Raw genomic sequence first — 12347 nt, forward strand, 5'->3', positions numbered from 1 at the left:
GGGTGAGCTAAAAAAAGAATCAATACAGGATTGAAACACCTAAAACCAGGGAATAATCAATTAGAAAATATAGATGGAGGTCATATGATGGCAAACACATTTAAAGCACTCGTCATAGAAAAAGAAAATGAAAACTTGAATTTGCATGTAAAAGAAATCGAACCATCCGATCTGCCTGAGGGTGAAGTTCTAATTGATGTGAAATACAGCGGTATCAACTATAAAGATGGCCTTGCTGCTCATCCAAATGGAAATATTGTGAAGGGTTATCCGTTTATTCCGGGAATCGATTTAGCCGGGGAAGTGATTAATTCAAAAGATCATCGTTATCAAGCGGGCGATAAGGTTATCGTTACCAGTTATGAATTAGGCGTTTCCCATTATGGCGGCTACAGTGAATATGCACGTGTTCCGGCAGAATGGATTGTGCCTCTTCCAGAAGGTTTGACCTTAAAAGAAAGCATGATATTGGGAACAGCCGGTTTTACAGCTGCTTTATCTGTCCAGCGATTAGAAGAAAATGGACTGAAGCCGGAAAATGGTCCTGTGCTTGTCACTGGGGCAACAGGTGGTGTTGGAAGTATTGCTATTTCCCTTTTAACAAAGAAAGGATATCAGACAATAGCTAGTACAGGAAAAACGGATGAAGCTGCTTATCTGCAACAATTAGGCGCAGCGGAAGTGATTGACAGAAATGAAGTCTATGATGGAAAAGTAAAAAAGATGGATAAGCAGAAATGGGCAGGAGCCGTTGATGCAGCAGGCGGGGAGCCGTTAGCATCTTTATTGGCACAAATCCAATATCGCGGCAGTGTTGCGGTCAGCGGCATGGCAGCTGGTGTCAATTTGCCGTCATCTGTTTTTCCGTTTATTTTACGCGGTGTTTCCCTGCTTGGAATTGATTCGGTCTATTGTCCGATGGAAGAGCGGAAGTATATCTGGGAACGTTTAGCAACAGATTTAAAATTAGATAACCTGGAAGACTTAGTGTATAAGGAAGTTGGGCTGGATGCATTACCGGAACTTCTGCCATCCGTATTAGAAAGCGATCATCTGGGCAGAATGCTGGTGAATGTAGAAAAATAATAATCCCCATATAGAAGGAGAGCGCAGAAAATAGCGTTCTCCTTTATTTATGTAAACATTGTGCTCAATAAGTTCTGGAAATGAAATAAATGCATTTGCCTGTTGAAAATAAGTGTTGAGTACGGTAAAGTAACCAGTATAAGATAAATAATCCTCAAGCAAAAAACGATGCTGCTGTGAATGTTTATCATTAATGGAACATTCTTGTACATCGTTGTTTCTAAAATCTTTTCCTAATTCGTTTAGGAAAAGATTTTTTCGGGTGGTTCATTTGTTTGGCTGGTGTAACCACTTTAATGAAACAGCTGCTTTTTTGGGATATTATTCCTTTTCTAGAGGATAAAAATAATAGAACTGTGTAATATTAATTTCACACAACTAAATATAAATAGGAGGAATATTGTATGAAGAACTATGTATTTTTAATTGCCGGCACCTTTTTCTTTGCCGCTTCTGTGGCGATTTTTGCCATGCCGAATTCCTTAGCGGAAGGTGGTGTGCCAGGATTATCATTGCTTATTTATCATCAAACTGATATATCCCCGGCATTAACTACGTTTATTCTGAATGCAATTACTCTTCTTGTAGGTTATCGTTATTTACCTAAAGATATGATTATCAAATCTGTCGTGACTATACCGTTATTTTCTTTTTTTATATACCTCTTAGAAGATTTAGCGAGCGGTATCCCGGATCCGCTTTTAGCTGCTGTTTTTGCTGGTGTATTTACTGGCGTTGGTTTTGGGTTAATTTTCCGTTCAGGAAGTACAACAGGGGGAACATCAACGATTGCTCGGATGTTAAACTATAAATTTGGCTGGGAATTAACAGGAACCAACTTTGTGTTGGATGCTTCTGTCGTTGTTGCCGGTGTTTTTATCATTGGTCCGGTGTACACGATGTATACAGTCCTTGCGCTGTTTATTGGAAAGCGGGTAACGGACTATGTATTAGAAGGTTTTGAAGCAAAAAGAGTCGTGCATATTTTTTCTAATAAAACCAAAGAAGTCGAGCATGCGCTGCAAACCAGTTTGGGGACACATACGACTGTTTTAAAAGCAGAGAAAAACTCAGAAGGTGTCGAAGAAAATCTAATTTATGTGGCTATCCCGAAACAACGGCTTTTCTATCTGAAAAAGCTGGTAAGCAGTATTGATGAAAATGCATTTACGGTTGTGCATACGGTGAAGGACGTTACCGGAGGCAGCTTTGCAGAAGCGCACCATCCGGGACAGAAAACATTCCGAAGCAAGAAATTGGAACGCCGCTATTATAAAAAGCAGGCGAATGAAGAGAGTTTTACATCTCCTGATCATAATACTGCTAACGAGAAAGCATGAATATACGAAAAGGTCTTTTCCTTAGAAGATGAGGAAAAGGCCTTTTTCGTATAAAGACATGAACTACTCTCTTTTTTCTCTAAAGAATTGCCAGTAAACAGAATATGGAATAATAACGCCAAGCAAAAGAACATATTTATGGACGACAATATCCGCTTCTCCGCGCCAATTAAAATGAATCGGAATAGAGGCAGGCAAGAACAAAATAACAACAAACAACATCACCAACATAATGAAGAGTACCGTGATATCCTTTTTCATCATCATTCTCCTTTATAAAAATTTTATCGTGCAGGTTCGCTGATAAAAAATCACAGCTAAACCAATTAATAGAACAGAAAGTGCCATATAGATCAAAAATAATGGAATAACCTGAAAGAAAATAAGTGCTAGCGGCACAAATACGATTGCCATCCCAGTAAGAGCTGCAATGAAAACAGACGGGCTTTGTTTAACAATATACATATCATTTTTCCAACTAAAATGTGGATAGAAAAAATTCAGCATTAAACCGAATGTAGTGATGAAAGCGGAATAGCTTACTGGAATGACGATAGCCCACACCAGCTGTTCCCAATTTGGAGAAAGTCTGATTACATAAGCAATCATACTAATGGAAAAACCAAAACAATGCAGAGAAAAAGTACAGGCTAACTTAGCTTGAACGATTCTTTTTTGTTCAATAGGCAATGTTTTTAAAATCCAGAGCTTATTGCCTTCCATGGACAGGGCAGCAGTTGCTGGGTTGCTTATTAGAAGCATGGCTGCAATAAACATGGGAAATACATTCGTTATTGTCTCCATTGAAATAGGCAGCGGGACAACATCTGTCAACTTTTCCGGTCCAAATAGAAGCAATGCGACACTAAGAAAGATTAACAGCACTGTACCAAGTATCGAATTCAACAAGTAGTTATAGGAACTGAATAAAGTAGCTATTTCTTTTTTCCATAAAGCGAAGAAAATGCTCCGTTGTTTAATAATCCGCTGTTTTGCATTATTTTTTACTGTGGAGGCAAGCAGCCGTAAGTTTAGCTTTCGATAATACTTACTACCGGTATAAATAAGCAGAACAAGGAATAAACAGCTGATGAAAAGAAAAATCAGAATAGGAAAACTGGATGCTGCACTGTCAAATTGCCATAATACGGATGGTAAATACATGCTTGTCATTTGGCTGTACAAAGCAGTCCCTATTTCTTGCATACCTTCTGCCCGGCTTGACGCCTGTATCGTCGAATAGCTGAATATCCCTAGTAGAATAAGAGATAAAAAGACAGCCATCAGATTCATTTGCCGGAAATAAGCAGCCAGATGGTAAACAAAACTTCCCAAAATAACACCGATACAAATTGGAATAACCGGTGTCACCAGCGCTGTGATACAAAACAGTATCATGAAGACAGGTGACGCCGCAGTGTTTGGTGCCCAAACGAGTAATACAGGCAGGTTAAATGGTAGACTGATCAGCAAGTGAAAGAAATATAAATGCAGCAGCTTGCTGATAAATATTTCTTTGTCACTGACTGGGTAAGCGGAAAGCTGTTCAAAATCGCTGCTGCCAAAAATAGTACCGTTTGCACGTAAAAGCGATAAAAAGACCATCATGATACTGGAAACGGAGAGCATATAGACAGGAATCAGATGTCCTTGATTCATATCGGCCAATGTTTTTGCCGTCAGTGTATTATAGGCAAGCAAAAGAATTCCCATGAGAAGCAGCACAGCAGCAGTTATCTTCCCCCCTTTGTTTTGATTGCCGGAACGGAATAATAGATGGAATGGAATGCTGCCGGTAAGGTCATTTTTAAATAATATCCATATTTTTTGATTCATTGCGGACCTCCATAAAAATTTCTTCTAAACTTTTCGAGCCGACAACCTCGTCCATAAATCCGTTTTTAACAAGTTCTCCTTGATGAATAATGGCGACTTTATTACACAGTTTTTGGGCAACTTCTAATACATGGGTTGAAAAAAATACAGCGCCGCCATTTTGGGCATGTTCTTGCATCAATCTTTTTAGCTCATAAGAAGCAGTTGGATCTAAGCCGACAAAAGGCTCATCTAGAATAAATAATGCTGGTCGGTGGACGAGAGCAGCAATGATAGCAATCCGCTGTTTCATGCCATGAGAGTAAGAAGCAATGCTGTTATGAAGTTTGCTTGTCATTTCAAAAATGGTACTGTATTTGTCAATGGATTGTTTTCTCTCGGGTGAAGAAATTTCGAAAATATCGGCCATAAAGTTGATATACTGCATCCCGGTTAAATGCTCGTAAAGGTCAGGCGTATCAGGGATAAATGCGATTCTTTTTTTGCAGTGAACAGGATCGGTTTTGATGGAATAGCCATCTATCCATATCTCTCCCTCGTTAAAAGGATGGATTCCCACAATTGATTTAATCATCGTAGATTTGCCCGCTCCATTACTTCCAATAAAACCGTAAATATCACCGCTTTGAATATGGAGATTGATATCCGTAATAGCTTTTGTTCCGTCTTCATACCTTTTGGTAACATGGTTTACTTTTAACATAAATTCCCTCCTATTGACAAAGTGTCAGTTAAAGTGCTGAAAATAACCAATGAAGTAATATACATTGGTTATTCATCTAGAACGGATGCTTCTATTCCTAGCGTTTTTGCTAGAACTCCCTTGAAAGCTTGTAAATACACGTTCATTTCTGCCAACCCTAAATTCTTAAGTTTAAGATCATTCGAAACAAAAACATACCCTGTTACTAAAAAATGTGCGGTTTCATAAGGAAAGTCTACCTGAAAAACGTTCTGCTCTTTTCCTTCTTCAATTACTTTTGTAAATAAAGGGAGAAGTTTTTCAATAAACTTATGATAAAAACGGTCCATCATATATCTATTTTCTTCTAAGTGTACAGTTTCTTGCAGCGTGATTTTTTCTTCGGTAATTGTATCTTCTTGAATAATCGTTGTCTGTAAAAATTGGTTTAATTTCTCTGTCGGGGGTAAGGACATATTATTGACTATTTTTTTCATTTGGACAATGAGCGGATTAACAGACTTTTCGACTAAGATATAAAGAATTTCTGCTTTATTTTTAAAATGATAATAAAGCAGACCGCGTGAAATTCCTACTTGGTTAATGATGTCCTTTGTTGTTGTCTGCAGGTACCCTTTTTCCATAAATAGTTTCATCGAAGCATCTAAGATTTCCGCTTTTCGTACTTCAGGCAATTTCACATCTCTCATGTAATTATCCTCCTTTGAAATCATTATATACAGATGACTGACAAAGTGTCAATAAAGTTTGACCGTGGAAATGTTAATGAATAAGTTACGTAAAGCTGATTGCTTTGTTATTATTACCCTCTCAACTTTCGCACCTGAAAATAAGCATATATATCTTGCTATTCCAGTATGAGCGTGATTGCTATTATCATGCTCTTTTTTTAAATCATCCTTGTATTTTTTGAAGAGGGTATGGTGCATAGCTCCGCTCCGGGCAACCACTACGCTTTCCGACGTACAAATGTTTTCGATGGGACGAGTAAGCGCAGTCCCAACCCCAGGAGTCACGGTTTTAGCTTGCAAACCACTTAGGAGTCTTCGTGGTTGGCCTGCGCTCTAATAGGATTCTACAGCGCATGGAAGAAACAATCAACCCCTGTCCCTATGGAAAGGAAGTTACTTTTTAAAAAGCAAAAGTTAAGTTAATAAAAGATAGATAAACTCAGCCGTTTTCTATTTTCAAAAATTAACTTGACAACCTCATCTTTTTAATTAATAATGATAATCGTTATCAATGATAATGATTATCATTATTGAGTGTGGAGATTATCTATATTAAGAGAGGAGGCGAATCAATGAAAGCGATTGAAGTGAACGACATTGATGTCGGCTATATCAATGAATTAATCATTAAGAATCTCAGTATCTCGATTCCATCTAATAAGATTACAACTATTATCGGTCCGAATGGTTGTGGGAAGTCAACTTTAATTAAAAGCCTTGCTCGTATTTTAAATGTGAAGCAGGGGGCTGTTTTTTTAGAAGGGGAAGAAATCCATAAGGTCGATACAAAAAAGATTGCAAAACGAATGGCGATTCTGCCTCAGACTGCTGAAGCACCAGGAGGACTGACAGTATATGAATTAATTTCTTATGGACGTTTTCCGTATAAAAAAGGAATGGGCTCTTTAAGAAAGGAAGATTATGACTATATTAACTGGGCAATGGAAGTGACAGGATTAACAGAATTCCAGAATCGGTCAATCAATGCCTTGTCGGGAGGACAGCGGCAGCGAGTCTGGATTGCAATGGCATTAGCACAAGGGACAGACATTCTTGTGTTGGATGAACCGACTACTTATTTAGACTTGGCACATCAATTGGATATTTTATTGTTATTGGATCGCCTTAATAAAGAAGAAGGTCGTACGATCATTATGGTTCTTCATGATTTAAATCATGCTTCCCGTTTTTCCGACTATTTGGTTGCAATGCGTGATGGAGAGATTGTCACTGATGGCACACCGGAGGAAGTAATGACCTGTGATCATTTGCAGCAAGTTTTTCAAATTGATGCAAATATAGCTAGATGTCCACATAGTGCAAATCCAATCTGTTTATCATACCAGCTGTGTCAGGCAGAAAAAACGTCTGGCGGCTGTAACGTGAATGCTTCGTCTAAATCATGTTGGCAATCGGTGTCTGGCTAAAATAAAACAAGTAAAAGCAATTAACGAGAGGTATTAGCATCCAATGAATAAACTAGAAGAACGAAAAGAAGTCAAAGAAACCGTGCGCCCTGTCCGTGGCATGTTTATTTTAGGGATTGGGAGCATCCTTTTATTATTGTCTTTGGTGCTGGCTGTCTCATTTGGGTCAGCAGATATGTCCTTACAAACGGTATGGCAGGCCATCTTCCAATTTGATTCAGATTTACAACAGCATCAAATTATTAGAGAAATACGTTTTCCCCGTATATTCGGCGCAGCGATTGTAGGCAGTTGCTTTGCTGTAGCAGGGGCATTAATGCAAGGAATGACACGTAATCCGCTTGCTGATTCAGGTTTACTAGGTTTAAATGCCGGAGCAGTTTTTATGTTAGCTTGCTGTTTTGCTTTTTTCCCGCATTTGCCTTATTTATATATGATTTTATTTTCATTTTTAGGCGCTGCACTTGGAGCAGGAATTGTATACGGAGTGGGTTCATTGTCAAAAAACGGGCTGACCCCGATTCGCTTGGTGTTGGCTGGTGCGGCAGTCAGTGCGCTTTTAGGTGCACTTAGTGAAGGAATTGCGCTTTATTATGAAATTGGACAGGATTTAGCTTTTTGGTATGCAGGTGGTATTTCCGGAACAAACTGGAGCCATTTACAAATAATTATCCCGTGGTTACTTTTAGCATTAATTGCTGCTATGACAGTATCCCGGTCGATAACGTTATTAAGTTTAGGGGAAGAGGTTGCAGTAGGTTTAGGAATAAAAACTGGGCGTGTGAAGCTGGCTGCTTCCTTGATTATTGTTGTTTTAGCTGGACTGGCTGTTTCTGTTGTTGGTGCCGTAAGCTTTGTAGGGTTAATGGTACCGCATATTGTCCGCTGGTTTATCGGGCAGGATTACCGCTGGATTATTCCAGGAACTGTTATCTATGGTGCTTTACTTGTTGTGCTGGCTGATTTGGCAGCACGCAACATCAGTCCTCCTCATGAAATGCCAATTGGTGCATTAATTGCCTTATTGGGCGTGCCTTTCTTTTTATACTTGGCAAGAAAGGGCGGGGGAATGGTATGAGCATACAAAAAAATAACCAGCATAGCCAGTTCAGAAAAGCGCAAAGGGCAATGCTGGTTAGCGCTATTTTAGTTCTGCTGATGATTATCATATTTTTAATCAGCTTAAACACAGGGAGCATTTACTTAACCCCGACAGAAGTCATATTAACTTTCTTCGGACAAGGTACGGAACAGCAGAATCTGATTTTATTTGATTTTCGGTTGCCGCGTATGGTTATTGCTTTGCTGGTAGGAATGGGACTTGCAATTTCAGGAGCAGTGCTGCAGGGAATTGTCCGGAATCCATTGGCGGATCCCGGAATTATCGGCATTAACGCCGGAGCGGGTTTAGCTGTGATGTTATTTTTATCTTTCTTTGCAGTAACAACAACACTATCTGTTTTTCTGATGCCATTTTTAGCTTTTCTTGGAGCTGCTGGGGCCGCGCTTATCATCTATATACTGTCTTACAAGCGTTCGGAAGGAATTTTACCTATGCGGTTAGTATTGACAGGGATTGCAGTTGCAGCTGGTATTAATGCATTAATGATTGTGTTAACACTGCGATTGAATCCGGAAACGTATCAATTTTTGGCTACTTGGCTTGCAGGAAACATTTGGGGTTCGGATTGGCAGTTTGTGCTTGCATTACTTCCCTGGCTTATTATTTTGATTCCGTTTGTTTACGCTAAAGCGATGGTTCTGAATATTCTTCATTTAGGGGAAGAAACGTCCGTTGGATTAGGCGCAAATCTGGAAAAAGAGCGGCGTGGACTATTAGTAGCTGCTGTTGGACTTGCTGCAGCAAGTGTTTCGGTTAGCGGCGGAATCGGATTCATTGGGCTTATTGCTCCGCATCTTGCCAGGCAGCTGGTTGGTGATAAGCATGAGTATGTTATTCCTGTTTCTGGATTAATAGGCGCGTTCCTGTTGCTCTTGGCAGATATGATCGGTCGCTTCATTCAACAGCCGGAAGTGCCGGCAGGAATCATTGTCGCGATAATTGGAGCTCCTTACTTTTTATATTTATTAGCAAGACTGAAAGATTAAACGTTTTAAACTAAAAATAGAAAGAGGATAAACAAATGAAAAAGCTATTATTTCTTTTAGGATGTATGCTTAGCCTGCTTATCATGGGGTGCAGCAATCAGTCAGATGAAGAACAAAATAATGCTGAAGAAGAAACATCTGATGAAACGGTGACATATGAATCAGAGACAGGGCCAGTGGAAATACCTGCTGATCCACAGCGGATTGTCGCATTGTCAAATGGCCCAAATGTCTTTGCTCTTGATGGAAATTTGGTAGGGGTAGACGAATGGACAAAAGCAAGTCCGCTTTTTGAAGAAGGTTTGGCAGATGTAGAGGTCGTTTCAGAAAATGATCCGGAGAGTATTTTAGCATTGGAGCCGGATTTAATTATTGCCGGTTCGCATATGGAAAATCTGGATGAACTAGAAAAGATTGCGCCGACTGTTATTTATACCTGGGGAAAGCTGGATTATCTGCAGCAGCATTTGGAGATTGGTAAATTACTCAATAAAGAGGAAGAAGCACAGGAATGGATGGATGATTTCAGCGAACGCGCAAAAGCAGTTGGCGACAAAATCAAAGAAGAGCATGGGGAAGATGTTTCTGTTTCCGTATTTGAAACAGACTCTAAAAACTTCTCTGTCTTTGGAGATAACTGGGCTCGCGGAACAGAAATATTGTATCAGGCTATGGAGCTGACCATGCCGGAAAAAGTGCAGGAGGATGCGCTTGCTGACGGGTATTACAGTTTATCTCTGGAGACGTTGCCAGAATATGCAGGGGATTTCATTGTTCTGAGTGAGATGGGAGCAGAAAATGAATTTACGAAGAGCGAAACTTGGCAGTCTATTCCAGCGGTGGAAAACAATCAAGTGATTGCATTTAATACAGAGGAGGCTACTTACAGTGATCCGGTAACGCTGGAGCATTTACTTGCTATTTTTGAAGAAGGTTTCCTTGAATAAGAAAAATATGCGATGGATCTATCAAAAGGAGGAATCTCTCTGGGGGTTTCTCCTTTTAATAGATAATAGAAATTTCACTTTATCAGTCTGGAAACAGAAAGATTGTATCTTATCTGTAAGGAGAATCATGTGCAGGTGAAACGACGATAAGTAGTTATTTAGATAGTGATACGGAATAGAATGCAGTTAAAAGGATGCGTTAACAAGAAACGGAAAGCGGCATTTTCAAAAACCACGAAAAAAATAATAGATTCACATTGACATAATGTATCGTTTTTTATAAAGTTAAGTTTAAACTATCTTTGAAATTTTCTAATTAAAAAAGAGTTTCTTTTATTTAAATTAGAAAGATTGGCTGGAGGGAAAAAATGAAACAGAAAAAGGAACCAATTAAAAATTGGAAAATTTGGGCTATTTTAATTACTTTACTTATTTTTAGTGTGCCATGGTATTTACCTACAGGTTCCTATGAACCATTTATTTTAGGAGTACCTTACTGGGCTTGGATTATATTAGGCGTTTCTCTCGTCATATCTATCGTTTTGACACTTATTTTAAAGTATTGCTGGCACATGAGTGATGAAGAAGAAATGTGGGAGGAGGAAGAGGAACAATGAATAATCTCGCATTTTCAGGAACTTCTGGTATTATTATTATGCTTTTTTATGGTTTTTTGATGCTTTTTATTGGTTTTATTACATATTGGAGAAATAGAGGGCTTCATCAATCAAATAAAGAGTTTTATTTAGGCGGCGGGAACCTTAGCGTTTTCGTGTTATTTTTTACGTTTTTTGCAACGCAATATAGTGGAAATACAGTTGTTGGTTATGCACCAACTGCCTACCGTATGGGTTTTCTTTGGATGCAGTCCATTACGTTCTTTATTTTAATTGTTGTGGGATATTTAATGTTTGCACCAAGACTGTATACATTGAGTAAGAAACATCAATTTATTACGCCATCAGATTATATTGATAAGCGATTTAAATCGAAAGCAGTTACACTGCTGGCCTCTTTGTTGATGCTCTATGGATTAGGAAATTTCTTATTGGAGCAGATTATTGCTATCGGTCATGGGGTTAGTGGATTAACAGGCGGTACGATACCTTACCAGGCTGCTGTAGTATTTTTTGTTACTATTATGATTATCTATGGCTGGCTTGGCGGAATGCGTTCTGTAGCTTATACAGATACCATGCAAGGAATTGCGCTGCTTTTTGGTGTAGCAATATTGCTGATTGGATCGATGGTTTACTTTGGCGGTCTGCCTTCTGCAACAGAATATGCTGCAACCATTTCTCCGGAAAAATTAGGAGTGCCGGATAGCAGTGGAATTCTAAGCTGGTATAGTATGTTGGTCCTGGTTATGATTGGAGCTGCTATTTATCCACATGCTATTCAGCGGATTTTTGCTGCGAAGAGTGAAAAATCATTAAAGAAATCATTATCATGGATGGCGTGGATGCCTTTTGTTACTTCTGGATTTGTTTTTATCATTGGCATTATCGGTATTCAGGCTTTCCCCGGTTTGAGCGAGGGAGATTCGGAACAATTAGTGGGAATGATGGCTAACCATATCGCGATGCAGCACCCGTTCTTTTATTGGGCGATGGTTCTTTTATTTGGTGGAATTGTTGCAGCTATTATTTCAACTGCGGATTCGGTATTGCTTACATTTTCATCTGTTATTTCGAAGGATATTTATGGACGCTATATCAATAAAAATGCCAGCGATAAAAAGCAAATATTAGTCGGTAAATTAACGGGTGTTGCGATTGTTATTATTTTGCTTTTGATTGCCTGGTACCCGCCGGCAACGTTATACCGAATATTTATTTTAAAATTTGAATTGTTGATTCAAATTGCCCCGGCATTTCTCTTAGGGCTTTACTGGAAACAGCTTCATCGTTATGCATTATTTACGGGTATGCTAGTTGGTACGATTATTGCATCCGTCATGGCAATGACCGGTTTACAGCCATTAGGTATCGCAAGTGGATTATGGGGCTTGGCTGTTAACTTTATTTTATGTATTGGTTTAAGTTTTTTCTGGAAGGTATCGGAAAATGAAGTAACGTTGTTGAAGGAAGATATATCTTAAGAATTTATAACAATCATTTCAAAAGGGAGATGGATATCAGACATCCATCTCCCTTTCGACTTCTTAT

The 12347-nt window shown here is 39.0% G+C and carries 12 protein-coding genes; 8 read left to right on the forward strand and 4 right to left on the reverse strand.

What is annotated here, in order from left to right:
• Window positions 1–87 precede the first annotated feature (87 nt).
• A complete protein-coding gene (locus B7E05_RS07435) occupies window positions 88–1086 on the forward strand; it encodes an acrylyl-CoA reductase family protein (RefSeq protein WP_080873612.1) in 999 nt (332 codons plus the stop codon).
• A gap of 404 nt (window positions 1087–1490) precedes the next feature.
• A complete protein-coding gene (locus B7E05_RS07440) occupies window positions 1491–2426 on the forward strand; it encodes a YitT family protein (protein WP_080873613.1) in 936 nt (311 codons plus the stop codon).
• 63 nt (window positions 2427–2489) lie between these two features.
• Here B7E05_RS07440 and B7E05_RS07445 read toward each other — a convergent pair whose 3' ends face one another.
• The 4 genes from B7E05_RS07445 to B7E05_RS07460 all read right to left on the reverse strand — a co-directional run bounded on the left by B7E05_RS07445 (window position 2490) and on the right by B7E05_RS07460 (window position 5654).
• The gene (locus tag B7E05_RS07445; protein WP_245833018.1) at window positions 2490–2687 is read right to left on the reverse strand and encodes a DUF1648 domain-containing protein; all 198 of its coding nucleotides are present in this window, start codon (window positions 2685–2687) and stop codon (window positions 2490–2492) included.
• A gap of 12 nt (window positions 2688–2699) precedes the next feature.
• Window positions 2700–4262, reverse strand: coding sequence for a hypothetical protein (locus B7E05_RS07450; protein WP_080873615.1), 1563 nt, complete (start codon window positions 4260–4262; stop codon window positions 2700–2702).
• The gene (locus B7E05_RS07455) at window positions 4234–4965 is read right to left on the reverse strand and encodes an ABC transporter ATP-binding protein (protein ID WP_080873616.1); all 732 of its coding nucleotides are present in this window, start codon (window positions 4963–4965) and stop codon (window positions 4234–4236) included. Before B7E05_RS07455 ends, B7E05_RS07450 begins: the two co-directional genes overlap by 29 nt.
• A gap of 68 nt (window positions 4966–5033) precedes the next feature.
• Window positions 5034–5654, reverse strand: a complete 621-nt coding sequence (locus tag B7E05_RS07460) for a TetR/AcrR family transcriptional regulator (RefSeq protein WP_080873617.1) — start codon at window positions 5652–5654, stop codon at window positions 5034–5036.
• A 614-nt stretch (window positions 5655–6268) separates the two neighbouring features.
• Here B7E05_RS07460 and B7E05_RS07470 point away from each other — a divergent pair.
• The 6 genes from B7E05_RS07470 (at window position 6269) to B7E05_RS07495 (ending at window position 12280) form a co-directional block, all read left to right on the forward strand.
• Window positions 6269–7123 (forward strand): ABC transporter ATP-binding protein, encoded by an 855-nt coding sequence (locus tag B7E05_RS07470; RefSeq protein ID WP_080873619.1) that lies wholly within the window; start codon window positions 6269–6271, stop codon window positions 7121–7123.
• A 43-nt stretch (window positions 7124–7166) separates the two neighbouring features.
• Window positions 7167–8201 (forward strand): FecCD family ABC transporter permease, encoded by a 1035-nt coding sequence (locus B7E05_RS07475; RefSeq protein WP_080873620.1) that lies wholly within the window; start codon window positions 7167–7169, stop codon window positions 8199–8201.
• A gap of 50 nt (window positions 8202–8251) precedes the next feature.
• On the forward strand, window positions 8252–9232 hold the full coding sequence (locus B7E05_RS07480; protein WP_425435108.1) for a FecCD family ABC transporter permease: 981 nt from the start codon (window positions 8252–8254) through the stop codon (window positions 9230–9232).
• 35 nt (window positions 9233–9267) lie between these two features.
• Window positions 9268–10179, forward strand: a complete 912-nt coding sequence (locus B7E05_RS07485) for an iron-hydroxamate ABC transporter substrate-binding protein (RefSeq protein ID WP_080873622.1) — start codon at window positions 9268–9270, stop codon at window positions 10177–10179.
• Window positions 10180–10547: 368 nt separating this feature from the next.
• Window positions 10548–10796: a hypothetical protein gene (locus tag B7E05_RS07490; protein WP_080873623.1), complete on the forward strand. Its 249-nt coding sequence runs from the start codon at window positions 10548–10550 to the stop codon at window positions 10794–10796.
• Window positions 10793–12280, forward strand: coding sequence for a sodium:solute symporter family protein (locus tag B7E05_RS07495; RefSeq protein WP_080873624.1), 1488 nt, complete (start codon window positions 10793–10795; stop codon window positions 12278–12280). Before B7E05_RS07490 ends, B7E05_RS07495 begins: the two co-directional genes overlap by 4 nt.
• Window positions 12281–12347: the final 67 nt, after the last annotated feature.

Source organism: Oceanobacillus timonensis, assembly GCF_900166635.1.
Classification (GTDB): domain Bacteria; phylum Bacillota; class Bacilli; order Bacillales; family Amphibacillaceae; genus Oceanobacillus; species Oceanobacillus timonensis.